Origin of the sequence: Collimonas silvisoli, from assembly GCF_018305005.1 — a bacterium.
GTDB lineage: Bacteria > Pseudomonadota > Gammaproteobacteria > Burkholderiales > Burkholderiaceae_D > Collimonas > Collimonas silvisoli.
Window position 1 is genome coordinate 1 of record NZ_JAGQEG010000110.1, and the last position, 17,935, is coordinate 17,935.

General features: G+C 59.4%; 20 protein-coding genes. 16 read left to right on the plus strand and 4 right to left on the minus strand.

What is annotated here, in order from left to right; translation table 11 throughout:
- From KHU33_RS22365 to KHU33_RS22435, 15 genes are all read left to right on the plus strand, one after another.
- Positions 1–192: transporter substrate-binding protein (locus tag KHU33_RS22365; protein ID WP_211467041.1), on the plus strand; the 192-nt coding region annotated here is incomplete at its 5' end.
- Between the two features lie 444 nt (positions 193–636).
- Entirely contained in the window at positions 637–2,241 is a 1,605-nt protein-coding gene (gene urtB / locus KHU33_RS22370) for an urea ABC transporter permease subunit UrtB (RefSeq protein ID WP_211467043.1), read from the plus strand.
- A complete protein-coding gene (gene urtC, locus KHU33_RS22375) occupies positions 2,238–3,434 on the plus strand; it encodes an urea ABC transporter permease subunit UrtC (protein ID WP_230414485.1) in 1,197 nt (398 codons plus the stop codon). Before urtB ends, urtC begins: the two co-directional genes overlap by 4 nt.
- Positions 3,431–4,297 carry an urea ABC transporter ATP-binding protein UrtD gene (urtD, locus tag KHU33_RS22380; protein WP_211467045.1) on the plus strand — a complete coding sequence of 289 codons (867 nt, stop codon included), beginning with the start codon at positions 3,431–3,433 and terminating at the stop codon, positions 4,295–4,297. Before urtC ends, urtD begins: the two co-directional genes overlap by 4 nt.
- Positions 4,298–4,303: 6 nt before the next feature.
- Complete coding sequence (urtE, locus tag KHU33_RS22385) at positions 4,304–5,002, plus strand: urea ABC transporter ATP-binding subunit UrtE (protein ID WP_211467047.1); 699 nt, start codon at positions 4,304–4,306, stop codon at positions 5,000–5,002.
- A gap of 6 nt (positions 5,003–5,008) precedes the next feature.
- Complete coding sequence (locus KHU33_RS22390; protein WP_211467049.1) at positions 5,009–5,917, plus strand: urease accessory protein UreD; 909 nt, start codon at positions 5,009–5,011, stop codon at positions 5,915–5,917.
- Between the two features lie 102 nt (positions 5,918–6,019).
- Positions 6,020–6,322 carry an urease subunit gamma gene (locus KHU33_RS22395; protein ID WP_092356730.1) on the plus strand — a complete coding sequence of 101 codons (303 nt, stop codon included), beginning with the start codon at positions 6,020–6,022 and terminating at the stop codon, positions 6,320–6,322.
- 13 nt (positions 6,323–6,335) lie between these two features.
- A complete protein-coding gene (locus KHU33_RS22400) occupies positions 6,336–6,647 on the plus strand; it encodes an urease subunit beta (RefSeq protein ID WP_211467051.1) in 312 nt (103 codons plus the stop codon).
- 12 nt (positions 6,648–6,659) lie between these two features.
- Complete coding sequence (gene ureC, locus KHU33_RS22405) at positions 6,660–8,363, plus strand: urease subunit alpha (protein ID WP_211467053.1); 1,704 nt, start codon at positions 6,660–6,662, stop codon at positions 8,361–8,363.
- Positions 8,364–8,396: 33 nt separating this feature from the next.
- On the plus strand, positions 8,397–8,915 hold the full coding sequence (locus KHU33_RS22410) for an urease accessory protein UreE (RefSeq protein ID WP_211467055.1): 519 nt from the start codon (positions 8,397–8,399) through the stop codon (positions 8,913–8,915).
- 14 nt (positions 8,916–8,929) lie between these two features.
- Positions 8,930–9,610, plus strand: coding sequence for an urease accessory protein UreF (locus KHU33_RS22415; protein ID WP_211467071.1), 681 nt, complete (start codon positions 8,930–8,932; stop codon positions 9,608–9,610).
- Between the two features lie 42 nt (positions 9,611–9,652).
- Positions 9,653–10,282 carry an urease accessory protein UreG gene (ureG, locus tag KHU33_RS22420; RefSeq protein ID WP_211467057.1) on the plus strand — a complete coding sequence of 210 codons (630 nt, stop codon included), beginning with the start codon at positions 9,653–9,655 and terminating at the stop codon, positions 10,280–10,282.
- Positions 10,283–10,467: 185 nt separating this feature from the next.
- The gene (locus tag KHU33_RS22425; RefSeq protein WP_211467059.1) at positions 10,468–11,070 is read left to right on the plus strand and encodes a HupE/UreJ family protein; all 603 of its coding nucleotides are present in this window, start codon (positions 10,468–10,470) and stop codon (positions 11,068–11,070) included.
- Between the two features lie 217 nt (positions 11,071–11,287).
- The gene (locus tag KHU33_RS22430; protein ID WP_211467061.1) at positions 11,288–12,172 is read left to right on the plus strand and encodes a pirin family protein; all 885 of its coding nucleotides are present in this window, start codon (positions 11,288–11,290) and stop codon (positions 12,170–12,172) included.
- 144 nt (positions 12,173–12,316) lie between these two features.
- On the plus strand, positions 12,317–13,750 hold the full coding sequence (locus KHU33_RS22435; protein ID WP_211467062.1) for a catalase: 1,434 nt from the start codon (positions 12,317–12,319) through the stop codon (positions 13,748–13,750).
- A 102-nt stretch (positions 13,751–13,852) separates the two neighbouring features.
- Here the strand turns inward: KHU33_RS22435 and KHU33_RS22440 are convergent, their stop codons facing one another.
- From KHU33_RS22440 to KHU33_RS22455, 4 genes are read right to left on the minus strand one after another with little or no spacing between them, the layout of a single operon-like run.
- Positions 13,853–14,347 (minus strand): DUF4405 domain-containing protein, encoded by a 495-nt coding sequence (locus tag KHU33_RS22440; RefSeq protein WP_230414486.1) that lies wholly within the window; start codon positions 14,345–14,347, stop codon positions 13,853–13,855.
- A gap of 36 nt (positions 14,348–14,383) precedes the next feature.
- The gene (locus KHU33_RS22445) at positions 14,384–14,920 is read right to left on the minus strand and encodes an FMN-binding protein (RefSeq protein ID WP_211467064.1); all 537 of its coding nucleotides are present in this window, start codon (positions 14,918–14,920) and stop codon (positions 14,384–14,386) included.
- 23 nt (positions 14,921–14,943) lie between these two features.
- Positions 14,944–16,299, minus strand: coding sequence for a phosphonate C-P lyase system protein PhnG (locus tag KHU33_RS22450; RefSeq protein WP_211467066.1), 1,356 nt, complete (start codon positions 16,297–16,299; stop codon positions 14,944–14,946).
- Between the two features lie 27 nt (positions 16,300–16,326).
- Complete coding sequence (locus tag KHU33_RS22455) at positions 16,327–16,530, minus strand: hypothetical protein (RefSeq protein WP_211467075.1); 204 nt, start codon at positions 16,528–16,530, stop codon at positions 16,327–16,329.
- Between the two features lie 498 nt (positions 16,531–17,028).
- Between KHU33_RS22455 and KHU33_RS22460 the strand changes: the two genes are divergently transcribed.
- Positions 17,029–17,721 (plus strand): alpha/beta fold hydrolase, encoded by a 693-nt coding sequence (locus tag KHU33_RS22460; RefSeq protein ID WP_211467068.1) that lies wholly within the window; start codon positions 17,029–17,031, stop codon positions 17,719–17,721.
- The last annotated feature ends 214 nt before the right edge of the window (positions 17,722–17,935 follow it).

The following is a 17,935-nucleotide window of genomic DNA, read 5'->3' on the forward strand; positions in this document are numbered from 1 at the left end:
CAAAAATTCAAAGCCCCGTCCGGCTATGAACTGGAAATGGACGCCACCAACCACCACCTCCACAAACCGGTAATGATCGGCGAAATCAAGGCAGACGGCCAGTTCAACGTAGTCAACAAAACCAAAACCACAATCCGCGCCCAACCTTGGAGCCCGTATATCCCGGGAAATGAAGGCAAGCAAAAGCTCTGACGCTAGCCTACCAAGGCTGTTGTTTTTGACGTTGCAGTTGAAGTTGTTTTTGACGTTGACGTGAATTCCGCATTGAGACGTTGCCAAATATGCCGGCTGCCGGTCGGGAATTGTGGGAAGACATGTTTGAGCGCAGCGAGTTGGTCTTCCCACCCGACTGGCAGCCGGCACATTTGGGGACCTGACCGAAGGGAAGGCAACGGCTTTGCGGTCGCCTTCTTTTGCTTACTTTTCTTGGCGAAGCAAGAAAAGTGAGTAGCCGCCGGGCTACCCCCGGCATGCATCCACGGAGCAGCAAACGTTTTAAGTAACGACGACCTCTCATCGAATGCCACGGTATGTACTCCGTGGCCCGTTAAAAGGGGTCAGAGTAATTTTCGCAAAAGACGCGAAAAAAAACTCTGACCCCATTTAACTGCTTTTCAGGTGGCGCTAAACAGACTGATGAAAATCTCAAGAAAAATTCTTCTCATTGCAAGTTTGTGCCTGCACATCACGCTGGCGCACGCCAAGATCGACCCCGCGCTGCTCAAGCCGCTGGCCGGCGACGATCCCGATGCACGCATCGTTGCGGTCAATCAAATCGCCGCGCTGGCCAATGACGACGCCTTGAAAATTCTCAACGCATTGAATACCGACGCACTGTACGCCCGGCCAGATGGCACGGTACTCATCGTCGACGACACCCAAGCATTCAACCCAGCCACCGGCCAACCCCAGCCGACGCCAGACGATGCAGAAGCCATCAGCGTCAACAACCGCCTGCGCGGCGTAGTAGAAGGCGCCCTATCCGGCCTGAAACTCTTCTCGGCCAACCGCAACCTACGCCTGACCGCAGCCACCGAACTGATAAAAACCGCCGACCCGGCCCAAATCCCCCTGGTCAGCAAAGCCCTGCACCAAGAAAGCGACCCCGAAATCCAAGCCACCCTGCAACAGGTCATCGCCACCGCCAACCTGCACTCCACCGACGCCGCCACCCGCAAGGCCGCCGTGCAAACCCTGGCCGGCAGCACCAACGCCAATCTGCGCCCGGCCCTGCAAAACCTGCTCAACAAAAATCCCGACGGCAGCTATGTCGAGCCCGACCCGGCAGTACGCATCGAAGCGGTGCGCACCCTCGGCGTGCTGGAGCGCCACCTGGCCACCGTCGATTTCATCGGCAAGGTGTTCTACGGCGTCTCGCTCGGCAGCGTGCTGCTGCTGGCCGCGCTTGGGCTGGCGATTACCTTCGGCCTAATGGGCATCATCAACATGGCGCACGGCGAATTGCTGATGATCGGTGCTTACACCACCTATATCTGCCAGCTGCTGTTCCGCCAATATTTTCCAGCCGCGCTGGATGGCTACCTGCTGGTCGCGCTGCCGGCCGCCTTCATCGTCACCGCCGCCGTCGGCATCGTGCTGGAACGGCTGGTGTTGCGCTGGCTGTATGGCCGGCCGCTGGAAACCCTGCTCTGCACCTGGGGCATCAGCCTGATGCTGATGCAAATGGTGCGTTCGATTTTCGGAGCGCAAAACGTCGAGGTCGCCAATCCCAGCTGGATGTCGGGCGGCGTCACCGTGCTGGGCTCGCTGGTGCTGTCGTATAACCGTATCGTGATTATTTTCTTCGCGCTGTTCGTGGTGCTGGCCGTGTGGCTGATCCTGAATCAGACTCGGCTCGGCCTGTTTGTGCGGGCGGTCATGCAAAACCGTCGGATGGCGGCTTGCGTCGGCGTCTCCACCGGCAAGATCGACATGATGACCTTCGGCCTCGGCTGCGGCATTGCCGGCCTGGGCGGCGTGGCGCTGTCGCAACTGGGCAATGTCGGCCCGGATCTGGGCCAGGGCTACATTGTCGATTCCTTCATGGTGGTGGTGCTGGGCGGCGTCGGCCAGCTGGCCGGCACCATCATTGCCGCCTTCGGCCTGGGCGAAGTCAACAAATTCCTGGAGCCGGTGGCCGGCGCGGTGCTGGCCAAGATCGCGATCCTGGTATTCATCATCGTCTTCATTCAAAAACGTCCGCAAGGCCTGTTTGCACTGAAAGGCAGGAGTGTCGAATGACTACCGTGACTCCCACATCGCTGCCCGCAGCTCCCGCCGCGTCTTCCGCCGCACCTCCCCCCGCATCCCCCCCCGCTTCTCAGCAAATCGCGGCGGCCAAGACACCATTGTTCTCGCGCCCGGCATGGAGCGGAATCATCTTCTGCAGCGTGATCCTGGCGCTGCTGCCCGTGCTCAACCTGGCCTTCCCTGCCGGCCACGTATTGCACATTTCCAGCTACACGGTAGCCCTGGTCGGCAAGTTCATGTGCTACGCCATGGCGGCGCTGGCGCTCGATCTGGTGTGGGGTTACACCGGCATCCTGTCGCTCGGCCACGGCGTGTTCTTCGCGCTGGGCGGCTATGCCCACGGCATGTACTTGATGCGGGCGATCGGCCGCGACGGCGTCTATCAAAGCAACCTGCCGGATTTCATGGTGTTCCTCGACTGGAAAACCTATCCCTGGTTCTGGTCGCTGACCGACAACTTCTGGTACTGCATGGCGCTGGTGGTATTGGCGCCGGGCGTGCTGGCTTTTGTGTTCGGCTATTTCGCCTTCCGCTCACGCATCAAAGGCGTGTATTTCTCGATCATCACGCAAGCCATGACCTTCGCCTTCATGCTGCTGTTCTTCCGCAACAACACCGGCTTCGGCGGCAACAACGGCTTCACCGATTTCAAGCGCATCCTGGGTTATTCGATCACCGCGCCGTCGACCAAGGCGGTGCTGTATCTGATCACCTTGGCTTTCCTGCTGGGCGCCTTGCTGCTGTGCCGCTGGATCGTCACCTCCAAGCTGGGGCGTGTGCTGCAGGCGGTGCGCGATTCCGAATCGCGGCTGATGTTCATCGGCTATAACCCGCTCTGGTTCAAACTGTTTGTGTGGACTTTATCGGCGGTGTTGTGCGGCATTGCCGGCGCGCTGTATGTGCCGCAGGTCGGCATCATCAATCCTTCCGAGATGTCGCCCGCCAATTCGATCGAGATGGTGATCTGGGCCGCAGTCGGCGGCCGCGGCTCGCTGCTGGGGCCGATCATCGGCGCCTTCTCGGTGAACGGCTTGAAGAGCTGGTTCACCGGCGCCTTCCCCGATTTGTGGCTATATGCACTGGGCTTGATTTTCATCCTGGTGACGCTGTTCATGCCGCAAGGCATACTCGGGTTGGCGGAGAAGTTGAAAAGCAAATTCAAAAACAGCAAGGAGGCTGCATGAGCCAGCCCATCAGCCCGATTTATGATCCGGCGCAGCCGTCCGACAAAGTCGACAACGCCCTGCATGCCGACTACGGCACCTCATATGCGCGGATCAAGCCGGAAGGCGTCGACACCACGCACGGCGCCATCCTTTATCTGGAAAACATCACGGTCTCCTTCGATGGCTTCAAGGCGCTGAATAATCTGAACCTCGATATTTCGGTCGGTGAGCTGCGCTGCATCATCGGCCCCAACGGCGCCGGCAAAACCACCATGATGGATGTCATCACCGGCAAGACCCGGCCCACAGCCGGCACCGCCTTCTTCGGCCAAAGCATAGACCTGACCAAGCTGACCGAGTACGACATCGCCCACGCCGGCATCGGCCGCAAGTTCCAGCGGCCGACGGTGTTCGAACAGCACACCGTGTTCGAGAATCTTGAGCTGGCGATGAAGATGGACAAGCGCGTCAAGACCACCTTGTTTTCCCGGCTGAGCTCGGAACAGGTCGACAAGATCGACGCCTGCCTCAAGCTGATCCGCCTCAACGGCAACGAACGGCGGCTGGCCGGTTTACTGTCGCACGGCCAGAAGCAATGGCTGGAGATCGGCATGCTGCTGATGCAGGAACCGCTGCTGCTGTTGCTGGATGAGCCGGTGGCCGGCATGTCGGACGCGGAAACCGCGCGCACCGCCGAGCTGCTCAATGAGCTGCGCGGCAAGCATTCGATCATGGTGGTCGAACACGATATGGGTTTTGTCGCCGAAATCGCCCAGCAAGGCAAGGTCACGGTGTTGCACGAAGGCTCGGTGCTGGCGGCTGGCAAGATGTCTGAAGTGCAGGCGGATGAACGCGTGATCGAAGTTTATCTCGGGCGCTAGAAGAATATGCTAAACGTTGACCAACTGAATCAGTATTACGGCTCCTCGCATACCTTGCGCGGCATTTCGCTGTCCCTGGAAAAGGGCAAGTGCCTGGCCCTGCTGGGTCGTAACGGCGTCGGCAAAACCACGCTGCTGAAATGCCTGATGGGCGTACTGCCCAGCGCCAGCGGCAAGGTAGAGCTGGAAGGGCGCGACATTACCAGCCTGAAGCCGCACCAGCGCGCTGCCCTCGGGATTGCTTATGTGCCGCAGGGGCGTGAAATCTTCGCCCGCCTGTCGGTGGAAGAAAACCTGTTGATGGGCATGGCTGCCAAGTCAGGTAAAAAGGCTTTGCTGATCAAGGACGAAGTCTATGAACTGTTTCCGGTGCTGAAGGAAATGCTGCAGCGGCGCGGCGGCGATCTGTCCGGCGGCCAGCAACAGCAGCTGGCGATTGCGCGCGCCTTGCTGGCCGAACCGAAGCTGATCATCCTGGATGAGCCGACCGAAGGCATCCAGCCCTCCATCATCAAGGATATCGGGCGCGTGATCCGCCTGCTGCGCGAGCGCGGCGACATCGGCATTCTGCTGTGCGAACAATATTTCGATTTTGCGCGCGATCTGGCAGACAACTTTGTGGTGCTGTCGCGCGGCGAAGTGGTTGCCGCCGGCAGCCAGGAAAACATGGATGACGACAGCGTGAAACGGCACTTGGCGGTATAGTTTCGCATGGATAATTTGACCGCCCAGCCACTGCTGCCGACAGCCGATCTTGTTGCCATTTCCGCCATTGCTGAGCCAACCCTGGGTACAGACAACCAGGCCTGGCTGTCTTTGGCGTTTGCTGACGACCAGGGCACTACGCGCCTGCTGGATCGCGCCCATTACGGCCCCTTGCGCGTGCAGAAGGCGCTCTATCCGGAACACCCGTCGATCTGCCACGCGATTATCGTCCACCCGCCCGGCGGCGTGGTCGGCGGCGATCAGCTGACCATCAAGGCCAGCGTCGGCCAAGGCGCTCACGCCTTTCTCACCACGCCCGGTGCGGCCAAGTGGTATCAGGCCAACGGCAAGCTTTCGCAACAGCAGGTACGGTTGCAGATCGCTGACGCGGCGACGCTCGAATGGCTGCCGCAAGAAACCATTTTTTTCGACCGGGCCGAGGTGGCGCTGGAACATCAGGTCGAGCTGCAAGGCGAGGCCCGCTATATCGGCGGCGAGATTCTGTGTTTCGGCCGCACCGCATCGGGCGAAAGTTTCAACAGCGGCCGCATCTCGCAGCAAACCAGCATCCGCCGCGACGGTAAATTATTATATTTTGAGCAAGGCATGTTGAGCGGCGGCAGCGCCGCCATGCACAGCCGCCTGGGCCTGGCGGCATGCACGGTCTGCGCCACGTTGATTGTGGCCGGCAAACCATTCCCCGCCAGCGTCTTGCAGCTGCTGCGCGAATGCGCCAATCAGCTGGCAGGAGACCAGGCCAGCGTCGGCGCTACCCAGATGAAGTCGGTGCTGGTACTGCGCCACCTGGGACACTCCAGCGAACTTGCGCGGCGCTGGATGATGCAGGCATGGCAATTGATCCGGCCGCACATGCTGGGGCACGAAGCATTGATACCGCGCATCTGGAATACCTGACTAATTTTAAAACCCTCGTCATTCCCGCGAAAGCGGGAATCCATGTTGCACTTAAAGTGGATCCCCGCGTTCGCGAGGATGACTAGAAAATGGAAGAAGAAAATGGATTTAACGCCAAGAGAGAAAGATAAGCTGCTGATCTTCACCGCCGCCTTGCTGGCAGAGCGCCGCCTGGCGCGCGGCCTGAAGCTGAACTACCCGGAAGCGGTGGCCTTGATCAGCGCCGCCATCATGGAAGGTGCGCGCGACGGTAAGAGCGTCGCCGAGCTCATGTCCTATGGCAGCAAGATCCTGACGCGGGCCGATGTCATGGACGGCATCGCCGAAATGATTCCCGATATCCAGGTCGAAGCCACCTTCCCCGACGGCAGCAAGCTGGTCACCGTGCATCACCCCATTCCATAGATCGGAGCAAGCCATGATCCCAGGAGAAATGCTGATTCAGGCCGGCGACATCGAACTCAATGCCGGTCGCAGATGCTGCAGCGTCAACGTCGCCAACAGCGGCGACCGGCCGATCCAGATCGGCTCGCACTTTCATTTTTACGAAGTCAACCCGGCCCTGCTGTTCGAACGCGAAAACGCCTACGGCATGCGGCTCAATATCGCCGCCGGCACTGCGGTTCGCTTTGAGCCGGGTCAGAAGCGCACGGTGGAACTGGTGGAACTGGCGGGCGACCGCATCGTGTATGGATTCAACGGCAAGGTCATGGGAGCACTGACGAAATGAGCAAAATCGCAAATGAATAAAATTACAAAACATGCCTACGCCGAAATGTATGGCCCGACTACCGGCGACCGTATCCGCCTGGCCGACACTGAGCTGTTCATCGAAATCGAAAAGGATTACGCCACCTACGGCGAAGAAGTGAAATTCGGCGGCGGCAAGGTGATCCGCGACGGCATGGGCCAGTCGCAGCGGATGCACAGAGATGTGATGGACACCGTGATCACCAACGCCGTAATCGTCGATCACTGGGGTATCGTCAAGGCCGACATCGGCATCAAGGGCGGCAAGATCGCCGCCATCGGCAAGGCCGGCAATCCGGATATCCAGCCGGATGTGACCATGGTGATCGGCGGCGCCACCGAGATCATCGCCGGCGAAGGCAAGATCGTGACCGCCGGCGGCATCGATTCGCACATCCATTTCATCTGCCCGCAGCAAATGGAAGAAGCCTTGATGAGCGGCGTCACCACCATGCTTGGCGGCGGCACCGGCCCGGCGGCAGGCACCGCCGCCACCACTTGCACCCCCGGCCCCTGGCATCTGCATGCGATGCTGTCGGCGGCCGATGCTTTCCCGATGAACCTGGGCTTCCTGGGCAAGGGCAATATCAGCCTGCCGGGACCGCTGGAAGAGCAGGTGCGGGCCGGCGCCATCGGCCTCAAGCTGCATGAAGACTGGGGCTCAACCCCAGCCGCGATCGACAATTGCCTGAGCGTGGCCGACCGCATGGACGTGCAAGTGGCGATCCATAGCGACACGCTGAACGAAGGCGGGTTCCTGGAGCACACGCTGGCGGCCTTCAAGGATCGCACCATCCACACTTTCCATACCGAAGGCGCCGGCGGCGGCCATGCGCCGGACATCATCGCGGCAGTCGGCAACAGCAATGTGCTGCCCTCCTCGACCAACCCGACCCGGCCCTTTACCGTCAACACCCTGGACGAACATCTCGACATGCTGATGGTTTGCCATCACCTCGATGCGGCCATTGCGGAAGACGTGGCGTTCGCCGAATCGCGCATCCGGCGCGAGACGATTGCCGCCGAAGATATCCTGCATGACATCGGCGCCATCAGCATGATGTCTTCCGATTCGCAAGCCATGGGGCGGGTTGGCGAAGTCATCATGCGCACCTGGCAAACCGCGCACAAGATGAAAATCCAGCGCGGCGCACTGGCCGAGGATAGCGGCAGTAAGGCGGACAATTTCCGGGTCAAGCGCTACATCGCCAAGTACACCATCAATCCGGCGATTACGCATGGCATCTCGCATGTGGTCGGCTCGATCGAGGTTGGCAAGATTGCCGACCTGGTCTTGTGGAAACCGGCTTTCTTCGGCGTCAAGCCGTCCACCATTTTGAAGAGCGGCATGATCGCGGCGGCGCAGATGGGCGATCCGAATGCCTCGATCCCGACGCCGCAACCGGTGCATTACCGCATGATGTTCGGCGCTTACGGCGGCGGCCTCAAGACTTCGCTCACCTTCGTTTCGCAAGCCGCGTATGACGATGGCATAGGCGAGCGCCTGAAACTGAACAAGCCGGTGGTGGCGATCAAGGACGTGCGCCATTTGCGCAAGCATCACATGATTCACAACGGCGCTACGCCGCATATGGAAGTCAATCCGGAAACCTATGAAGTACGCGCCGACGGCGAACTGCTGCTGTGCGAACCCGCCAGCATATTGCCGATGGCGCAGCGTTATTTCTTATTCTGATCATATTTTTGATCGTATTTTAACGAGAGCAGGATGCTAATTCTCAACACAAAAGTAGAACACGCCGACCTGGTGTACGGCGAACTGATCTTGCCCTACGAGCTGCGCGAAAAAAGCCGCCTGCGCGCGGCGCTGACCACGGGTGAGGAAGTGGGTGTATTCACAGTGCGCGGCACCGTGCTGCGGCATGGCGATCTGATCAAGGGCAGCGACGATAGCGGCCAGGAACGCGTCATCAAGATACTGGCCGCCGCCGAGGCCACTTACCGCATCGAATGCGCCAGCCCGCAGGCCCTGCTGCGCTGTGCTTTTCACCTGGGTAACCGGCACACGCAAGCGCATGTCGGCGATGGCTTTTTGCGGATACGCAAGGATACGGTGCTGCGTGAAATGCTGGAAGGTTTGCAGGCCACGGTGATCGAAGAACTGGCGGCGTTCGAACCGGAATCCGGCGCCTACGGCGGCGGCCACCACCATCATCACGACAGCTTGTTGGCGCCGGTGCCGCTGCGCCAGAAAATCCATCGGCCCGGCGACCAGAACGACGACTAGACTTGATCAACGCCATGCATGCGACCGCGCTACTCCATTTGCTGCAACTAGCCAGCCCGTCGCTGCCGATCGGCGCTTACAGCTATTCGCAAGGCTTGGAATCGGCGATCGACAAGGGCTGGGTCAAAGATCCGGAATCTGCGCGCAACTGGATCTGCGATCATTTACAGCAAGTGGTAACGCTGTTTGAGGCGCCGGTTTTATGGCGTCTGCTGCAAGCCTTCGAAAGCCGCGACGCTGCTGCGGTTGATCTGTGGACTGAACGCTTCATCGCAGCCCGCGACACTGCCGAGTTCCGCGCCGAGACCATACAGATGGGCTATTCGCTGGGCAAGCTGGCGCTCGAATTGCAAATCGGCGATAGCGCGTTGCTGGCGATCCTGCAAGCCCAGCCGGAACTGCCTCTGCCCACCGCTTACGCCTACGCCGCGGTGGCGCTGCAAGTGCCGCATGAAGCGGCGTTGCTGGGCATGTTGTTTTCCTGGGCGGAGAACCAGGTGCTGGTGTGCGTCAAATCGATACCGCTGGGCCAGGTTGCCGGCCAGCGCCTGCTGCTGTCTCTGCAAGCGGAGCTGCAACGGGCCGCGGAGCGTGCGCAAAGCCTGGCCGACCATGAGCTCTCTAACTGGTCGCCCGGCTTGTCGTTATTGTCGATGCAGCACGAAGAACAATACAGCCGTCTCTATCGATCCTGAAACCGAACATTCTTCGAACTTTCTTTTTAAGCGACTCTCAAAATGAGCACTTCCTCAACATCCAATCCACTCCGCGTCGGCATCGGCGGCCCGGTCGGTTCCGGTAAAACCGCCTTGTGCGAAATGCTGTGCAAAGGCATGCGCGATCACTACGACATGGCGGTCATCACCAACGATATCTACACCAAGGAAGATATGGAAATCCTGCTGCGCGCCGACGCCCTGCCGGCCGAGCGCCTGATGGGAGTGGAAACCGGCGGCTGCCCGCACACTGCGATACGGGAAGATGCGTCGATCAACCTGGAAGCGATTTCCCGCATGAGCGCCGATTTTCCCAACCTCGACCTGATCCTGCTGGAATCCGGCGGCGACAACCTGGCGGCGACCTTCAGTCCCGAACTGTCCGACTTGACCATCTATGTGATCGACGTCGCCGGCGGCGAAAAAATTCCGCGCAAGGGCGGCCCCGGCATCACCCGCTCCGATCTGCTGATCATCAACAAGACCGATCTGGCGCCGTATGTCGGCGCCAATCTCGATGTGATGGCGCATGACGCAAAAAAAATGCGCGGCGAGCGACCGTTCATATTCACCAATCTGCGCAGCGGCGACGGAGTTGAGCAAGTGATCGCTTTCATTCGCCAGCAAGGTTTGCTGGATCAGCCTAAATGAGCTAACCATAGGAAGCCCCCAAGTAATGCCGCCTAACTGCTTAATAAAACCCGCGATTGTCATCCCCGCGAACGCGGGGATCCATTTTACGTTCAACATGGATTCCCGCCTTCGCGGGAATGACGGTGATTTTTAAATTTTCACTTGTAAACAACATAAACATCTGTTATCAGGAGTCTCATACCATGCCCCACCCTTCCGCCCGTACCTACGGCCGCCTCAGCGCACTGGCCGTCGCCGCCCTCGGCATCGGCTCCGCCTTCGCCCATCCCGGCCACCCCGATGCTTTCGGCTTCAACGACGGTTTTGCCCACCCCTTCTCCGGCATCGATCACTTGCTGGCGATGCTGGCGGTCGGCCTGTGGGCAGCGCAAAGCAAGCGCTCCGCGCTATGGGTGCTGCCGCTGGCGTTTCCGTTGACGATGGTGCTTGGTGCGCTACTGGCGTTTGCCGGCCTGCAGTTGCCGGGCGTAGAAACCGGCATCGCGGCTTCGGTCGCCGTGCTTGGTTTGCTGATCGCTTTCGCCATCCGCCTGCCGCTCTGGGCCAGCGCTGCGGCAGTGTCGGTGTTTGCACTGTTCCACGGTTATGCGCATGGCAGTGAATTGCCGCACGGCGCATCGGCGCTTTGGTATGGCGTGGGTTTTGTGGCGGCGACAGCGCTGCTGCATCTGCTCGGCTTGGCGGTTGGCCTGGCGGCCGGCCAGAAAATGGCGGCGCAAGCGGTACGGCTGGGTGGCGTTGCGATTGCTGCGGTCGGCGGCTATCTGTTATCGGCGGCATTCTGAGAAAAAACTAAAAATCGTCCCGGTGATCGCAACTTGCGATCACCGGAATACAAAATCAGGGTCAGGTCGTTTCGCAGTCTTGCTGCGAGACGCCTGGCTCTTTTTTGTGCGCCGCCGGGTACATGCCGGATGCGCGCCGGTTACATTCAAATATGCTAATGTCTTCATCCTGCATCAGTCATTACCACCTTATTTTTCTTATTAGACTGGACACAATATGACTACCTCAACAACCTCCTCAATCGCCTATCGCATTCCGGGACGCGCCCGCGATCTCGGTGAACTGGTGGTGCGCCGCGTGCTGCCTGCCGGCCGCCATCAAAGCGTTGGTCCTTTCTTGTTTTTTGATCACATGGGGCCGGTCGATTTCGCCGGCGGCCAAGGGATCGACGTCCGCCCGCATCCGCACATCGGCCTGGCAACTGTCACCTATCTGTTCGAGGGCGCGATCCGCCACCATGACAGCCTCGGCAACGATCAGGAAATCATTCCCGGCGATGTCAACTGGATGACCGCCGGGCGCGGCATCGTCCACGCCGAACGCACCCCCGCAGCGCAACGCGCCCGCGGCTGGCGCTTGCATGGCATCCAGACCTGGGTGGCGTTGCCGCTGGCTGATGAGCAGTGTGAACCAGCCTTCGCCCATCATCCGGCTGCCAGCTTGCCGTTGATAGAGGGTAACGGTTACCAGCTACGCGTGGTCGCCGGCCGCGCCTTCGGCCAGGAAGCGCCGGTCAAAGTCCATTCGCCGACCTTGTATGTGGCCGCCGAAATGCGGGCAGGAGCGCAATTCACGCTGTCACCGGAATATCCGGAGCAAGCGGTGTACGTCGCCAGCGGCAGCGTGACTATCGACGGCGAAGCGCTGGAGACGGGTGTGCTGGCGGTGCTGCAGGCGGAGCGGGCGGCAACGATTGCCGCTAGCGAAAACGCCCAGGTCATGCTGCTGGGCGGCGCCCCTATCGACGGCCCGCGCATCATCTGGTGGAATTTCGTTGCCAGCGATCCGGCGCTGCTTGAAACCGCCAAACGCAATTGGCGCGAACAGCGCTTTGATCCGGTGCCTGGCGACGATGAACGGATTCCACTGCCGGAAGAATGAACGCAAACCCGAACGCTTACATGAGCGCAAACCTTGTCAGTAGTAATTAGCTATTGATAATTTAATTAAAATTAATTTTATCTATTTAACGATATCGAGAATAATACAGCCAGACCTCCCCTCCCGTTCACTGAAAGGAATAGCATGAAAAAGCTCACTACTGCCGCCGGCGCGCCCGTCGTCGATAACCAGAATATCCAGACCGCAGGTCCACGCGGCCCGGCCTTGCTGCAAGATGTCTGGTTTCTCGAAAAACTGGCGCACTTTGACCGCGAAGTTATTCCAGAGCGCCGCATGCACGCCAAAGGCTCGGGCGCGCACGGCACCTTCACCGTTACCCACGACATCACGCAATACACCAAGGCCAAGATTTTTTCCGAAATCGGCAAGAAAACCGATTTGTTTGTACGCTTTTCAACCGTCGCCGGTGAACGCGGCGCGGCCGATGCCGAACGCGATATCCGCGGTTTCGCCATCAAGTTCTATACCGAAGAAGGCAACTGGGATCTGGTCGGCAACAACACGCCGGTGTTTTTCCTGCGCGATCCGCTCAAGTTTCCCGATCTGAACCGCGCCGTCAAACGCGATCCGAAAACCAATCTGCGCAGCGCCGACAATAACTGGGATTTCTGGACCTTGCTGCCGGAGGCGCTGCACCAGGTGACGATCGTGATGAGCGACCGCGGCCTGCCGCGCTCCTATCGCCATATGCATGGTTTCGGCAGCCATACTTTCAGCTTCATCAACGCCAACAACGAACGCAACTGGGTCAAGTTCACTTTCAAGACCGAGCAAGGGATTGAAAACATGACCGACGCCGAAGCCGCGGCGCTGGTCGGCAACGATCGTGAAAGCGCGCAGCGCGATCTGTTCGACAGCATCGCCAACCAGGATTTCCCGCGCTGGAAACTGTTCATCCAGATCATGCCGGAGAAAGATGCAGGCTCATATCACATCAACCCATTCGATCTGACCAAGGTCTGGCCGCACAAGGACTATCCGCTGATCGAAGTCGGCGTGATGGAGTTGAACCGCAATCCGGAAAACTATTTCGCTGAAGTCGAACAGGTTGCCTTCTCGCCAGCCAACGTGGTGCCCGGCATCAGCTTCTCGCCGGACAAGATGCTGCAAGGACGTTTGTTCTCCTACGGCGACGCGCAACGTTACCGGCTCGGCGTGAATCACCATCAGATTCCGGTGAATGCGCCCAAGTGTCCGTTCCACAGCTACCATCGCGACGGCAGCATGCGGGTCGACAGCAATGCCGGCGCTGCCATCGGCTATGAGCCCAACAGCAAGGGTGAATGGCAGGAACAACCGGATTTCGCCGAACCGCCATTGGCGCTGGAAGGCATGGCGGATCACTGGAATCACCGGGTCGACGATGACTACTACTCGCAGCCGGGCGCGCTGTTCCGCCTGATGACGCCGGCGCAACAGCAGGCATTGTTCGACAATACCGCACGCGCTGTCGGCGGCGCCGCCAGGGAAATCCAGGAACGGCATATTGCCAACTGCAGCAAGGCCGATCCGGCCTATGGTGCCGGGGTAGCCAAGGCATTGGGTTTGCTGCGCTAGGCGATTTGCTGAACGCGGCATTACCCGGGTTCACACCTTCACGCCTCGTCCGCATACGCGAACGGGGCGTTTTTCATTTTCGACTCATCCTATCTATCGGCCCTAGCGCTTAGCCCCGCGCCGCCCCAGGAAAATATGCAGCACCAGCAACGCCGGGAACGATAAACCAAGTATCCAGTGCGCCGCCGACCAGAACGGCCGGCTGGCTTCGCTGGCGAGGTAGTACAAGACATAGCCGCTCGCCGTCAGCAGGGACAGCAGCGCCACCATGCTCCAGCCAGAATAGCGATTGCGACGCGCATGGTCGGCGCGCCGGATATGATTATTGAGCAAACTGCCGACGAAAAAAAGCGCGGCCATGGCGGCCGCGCCATGCAATTTCATCGCCCATGGCTCCAGCGGATTGACGGCTTCGCCGAACTCGCCGGCGGCACGCAAAAAATAACGGGCGATCAGCCACACGACGCCGCTGGCGGCCAGCAGGCCGGACACGCCGTACAGGCTGAAGCGATGCCAACGTTCAAGCCGGAAGCGGATGAGGTGCGAGCGGTTGCCGGGGTGATGCAGGCTGTGTTTAGGTTGTTTGAGTTGGCGCATCCGTCAGATTATAAAAGCAGTCGCCCTAGGGCCGTCTCATTTTTTCAGCGCGACCTGGGCGATCGCCGCGATCCGCCGCACGCCGTCGGTGACATGGGTGCACGACAGCGTGGCGCCGCTGATGCTGGCAATGCCATCGCCGATGGTCAGACCGGCAGCAGCGGTCTTGCCGACGAACTGCTTGCGCCAGGCCGGGCTTTTGATTTCAAAGCCGTGGCTTTCACGATAAGTGAGGATTTCAATCTGCTTGACGCTGGCGTCGGGATTGACCGCGACCGCATACGAGATCAATTCAAACTTGCCGATGACATCGTCCAACACCACATAACCCAGTTGGGCGTCGTCTTTATACGCGGCAAACACGCGCCAGCCGACCGAACGCGCAGGCAGGCCGGAAATTTTTTCCACCTGCTTCATCTGTTCGCCGGACAACTGCAAACTGACGTCACGAAAGCTGGTCGCGTCCGGAAACATGACATGCTGCGCCTGCTCCACCGTCAGGTACTGGGTGGCGAAGGCGCTTGAGCTGGCGCTGGCTGCGAGCGCCAGCGCGGTTACATTGATCGGCTTCATCGTCAGCAATTAGGAATCAGAAATTAGAAAGCATAACCCAAGCCGAGGTTGAAGCGATCGCGCGCGGTGTCGACCTTGAACTTCTGGTAATCGGCTTTCAAGACCACGCCTTCGCCGACATTGAAGTTGGTGCCGACGGTCCACACGCCTTCGTTCGGTCCGGTGGCAACTGCCAGGCCGGCCGGCATCGCCGCATAGCCGTTGGCGGTGTTGAAGCGCTCATATCGGAGGAACGGCGTCAAGGTGTAGTCTGAGTTTTTCCACAGCTGATAGGCTGCTTGCGTATACCAGCCGTAGAACGACGACGGCACTGGCGTCGGATTGCCGGCAAAGGTCTGGTTCAGAGCTTCGGTATTGCTGATGGTGCCGCGTGCGTAGACCGCGGACAGATCCCATTTACCCGGTGTATAGCGCGCATGCAGATCCCACAAGGTAAGGCGCGCATCCTGCGCCGGGAAATCCGGCGTCTTCTGGCCGACTTTGCCGGTGAATACGGAGCCGCCCAGCAGCAAGCCCGGCACGCCGCGCCAGTTCAATGCGCCGAACACGCTCAGATCGTGCGACTTCGCCATCTGGCCTTCCTGATGGATGCTGCCCAGTGGCGAGGTGCGGCCGTCGGTCGATGTGGAATCCCATTTGCTCAGATCGAAACCGGTAGTCAGACCGGTATCCCAGGTCAAGCCGTTGTCGAGCGTCTGCGACAAGCCGAGACCGGCTTCGCGCCAGGTCGATGGAATGATCGCGGTTTCGACGAAGTTACGATACACGCCGTAATAGGCGGTAGGCTCATGATTGGTGTTGAGCAAACCCGCCGGGATCAGGAACAAGCCGCCTTTGGCGCGCAGGCCGTTGTTGAATTCGCGTTCGACATACAACTGCTCGACTTCAGTCTCGCCCTTGTCGCTGGCGGAAGTGACGGCGTGCTCCCATTCGAACTCAGCCACCATCTTGGTCTTTTCGTCGAAACGGTGGGTGATGCCGATCACGGCGCGGGCGACGTCGGCTTGCGACTTGCTGCTGTCATGGCGCGGACGGGTGTAATTGACTTCGCCGTAGCTCGACAGCACTGTGTTAGGGCCCAGCATGGTCGCGGGTGAAGCCGCTGCCACCGGCGCTGCCGGTGCTGCCGACATAGCGGCGGCTGGTGCAGCGGCGGCCGCTACCATTGCCGGTGCGGCCGGCGCCGCCGCCAGAGCCTCCTGGCGTTTTTCAACGGTGTCGGTTTTTTTCCTGGTGGCGGCCAGTTCGGCCTTCAACTGCTCGACTTCGGCAGCCAGCTTATCGAGCCGCTTCAATAATTCGGCTTCACTGGCAGACGCCGCCAGCGGGCTTGCCATCAAGGCGATTGCAATGGCTTGCGCCAGGATATTTTTTTTCATGCAGTTTTTCCCCGTGTGATTGATTATTTATTGTGCTGTGTAGCCATCGGTCAGCGTGCCAAGAAATTGCACGACATCGTCGACTTCGCTGTCGGACAAGGCCGGCGGCATATTCGGCTGCCGGTTATACGGCAGCTCGGTGATATGACGGTACGGCGCGGAAACCCTGCACATCGAGATTGGCGCCGCTATCGCCACCACCGCATGCCGCCACCAGACAGGCGGCGGCAAGCGCCAGCGGCCACTTGAATCTTCCTGTAGTGCGGATCAGCGCCGCGACCTTGTTTTGAGACATATTTTTGAGACATGTAGATTGTTTTTTTAGCAATTCGAATTTGCGCTGACCGTGGTCAAAGCGCGATTTCGAGCCCACTCGTCCGTCTGTTTCATCGTTTTATTTTTAGTAGGAACAGTAGAGAAGCAGCAGAACACGAATCTTATTGAGAATGATTGCAATTAGCAATTACTATCAATTCCAATGAGGAGTCTCAACAAAAAAATGTCTTTTTCCCCCAACAATAAATAGTGTTTTTGGAAATACCCAAGCTTGCGACGGCAAGGAAAAACAGAAAGCAGCACTGCCGGAATACAGCCAAAAATCCCTGGAAGGCGCAAACTAGCCGCAAAACCCATTCAGTCTGCTGGCCTTGGCCGGGATGGCCAAAGCGACCCCATCCCGCTGTTTTTCCGCTGTTTTCACGGTCGCCAGATAACACAGGAGAATCCGATATGGCAGCGCAGATCAATATAGTTCTGGTACACGGCGCATGGGGCGACGGCTCTCATTGGCGCCACGTTATTCCGCCGCTTCACGCCAAGGGATATCGCGTGAGCGCAGTTCAGAATCCGCTCACTTCACTGGCCGACGATATCGACCGCACCACCAGGCTGGCGGCAGCACAGAACGGACCGACGCTGCTGGTCGGCCATTCCTATGGCGGCATGGTCATCAGCGGCGCCGGCCATGCGCCAAACGTGGTTGGCCTGGTGTACGTTGCGGCCTTTGCTCCCGATGAGGGCGAAACGCCGGGGGGCATCTTCGGCATGCGCGAGCCGCCGCCCGGCGCTGCCAGCATCGCGCCGGACGACAACGGTTTCCTGTGGATCGCCCGGGATCAGTTCCACGACAATTTTTGCCAGGATGTGGATACGACGGAAGCCCTGGTAATGGCGTTGACGCAGAAGCCGATCGCTGCCCGTTGCTTCGGCGACGCCTCCGGGCCGCCGGCCTGGAAAGTCAAGCCATCCTGGTACCAGGTCTCAAGCAACGATCGCATGATTCCGCCGGCAACAGAACGCTGGTTCGCTGAAAGAATGCAACCCAGGAAGACCATCGAGTTGGCGGCAGGCCATGCGTCGATGGCGTCGCGCCCTGTTGAAATCATCGCGTTGATTGAAGAGGCGGCTCGCAGCTGGGCCTGAGGGGTCTGAGCCGCCATCAAAAAGCCACGGCGGCCGGCTGAATCACGATGCCGACGCAAACCTGGATCAGCGCGATCAGTAGCTAACTGGGGTCAGATACCGTCTTGAATAGCAAGCCCGTTGGTTAAATAATTTGGATCGAAGGGCTTGCCAGTACGGAGCACTCCGTAAATAAGATGTGTCATTTTGTGCATGACGGCGCCGATCACCGCTT

Coding starts and splice junctions, on each gene's coding strand:
- urtB (WP_211467043.1), top strand. CDS start 637: ATGAAAATCTCAAGAAAAATTCTTCTCATTGCAAGTTTGTGCCTGCAC.
- urtC (WP_230414485.1), top strand. CDS start 2,238: ATGACTACCGTGACTCCCACATCGCTGCCCGCAGCTCCCGCCGCGTCT.
- urtD (WP_211467045.1), top strand. CDS start 3,431: ATGAGCCAGCCCATCAGCCCGATTTATGATCCGGCGCAGCCGTCCGAC.
- urtE (WP_211467047.1), top strand. CDS start 4,304: ATGCTAAACGTTGACCAACTGAATCAGTATTACGGCTCCTCGCATACC.
- KHU33_RS22390 (WP_211467049.1), top strand. CDS start 5,009: ATGGATAATTTGACCGCCCAGCCACTGCTGCCGACAGCCGATCTTGTT.
- KHU33_RS22395 (WP_092356730.1), top strand. CDS start 6,020: ATGGATTTAACGCCAAGAGAGAAAGATAAGCTGCTGATCTTCACCGCC.
- KHU33_RS22400 (WP_211467051.1), top strand. CDS start 6,336: ATGATCCCAGGAGAAATGCTGATTCAGGCCGGCGACATCGAACTCAAT.
- ureC (WP_211467053.1), top strand. CDS start 6,660: ATGAATAAAATTACAAAACATGCCTACGCCGAAATGTATGGCCCGACT.
- KHU33_RS22410 (WP_211467055.1), top strand. CDS start 8,397: ATGCTAATTCTCAACACAAAAGTAGAACACGCCGACCTGGTGTACGGC.
- KHU33_RS22415 (WP_211467071.1), top strand. CDS start 8,930: ATGCATGCGACCGCGCTACTCCATTTGCTGCAACTAGCCAGCCCGTCG.
- ureG (WP_211467057.1), top strand. CDS start 9,653: ATGAGCACTTCCTCAACATCCAATCCACTCCGCGTCGGCATCGGCGGC.
- KHU33_RS22425 (WP_211467059.1), top strand. CDS start 10,468: ATGCCCCACCCTTCCGCCCGTACCTACGGCCGCCTCAGCGCACTGGCC.
- KHU33_RS22430 (WP_211467061.1), top strand. CDS start 11,288: ATGACTACCTCAACAACCTCCTCAATCGCCTATCGCATTCCGGGACGC.
- KHU33_RS22435 (WP_211467062.1), top strand. CDS start 12,317: ATGAAAAAGCTCACTACTGCCGCCGGCGCGCCCGTCGTCGATAACCAG.
- KHU33_RS22440 (WP_230414486.1), bottom strand. CDS start 14,347: ATGCGCCAACTCAAACAACCTAAACACAGCCTGCATCACCCCGGCAAC.
- KHU33_RS22445 (WP_211467064.1), bottom strand. CDS start 14,920: ATGAAGCCGATCAATGTAACCGCGCTGGCGCTCGCAGCCAGCGCCAGC.
- KHU33_RS22450 (WP_211467066.1), bottom strand. CDS start 16,299: ATGAAAAAAAATATCCTGGCGCAAGCCATTGCAATCGCCTTGATGGCA.
- KHU33_RS22460 (WP_211467068.1), top strand. CDS start 17,029: ATGGCAGCGCAGATCAATATAGTTCTGGTACACGGCGCATGGGGCGAC.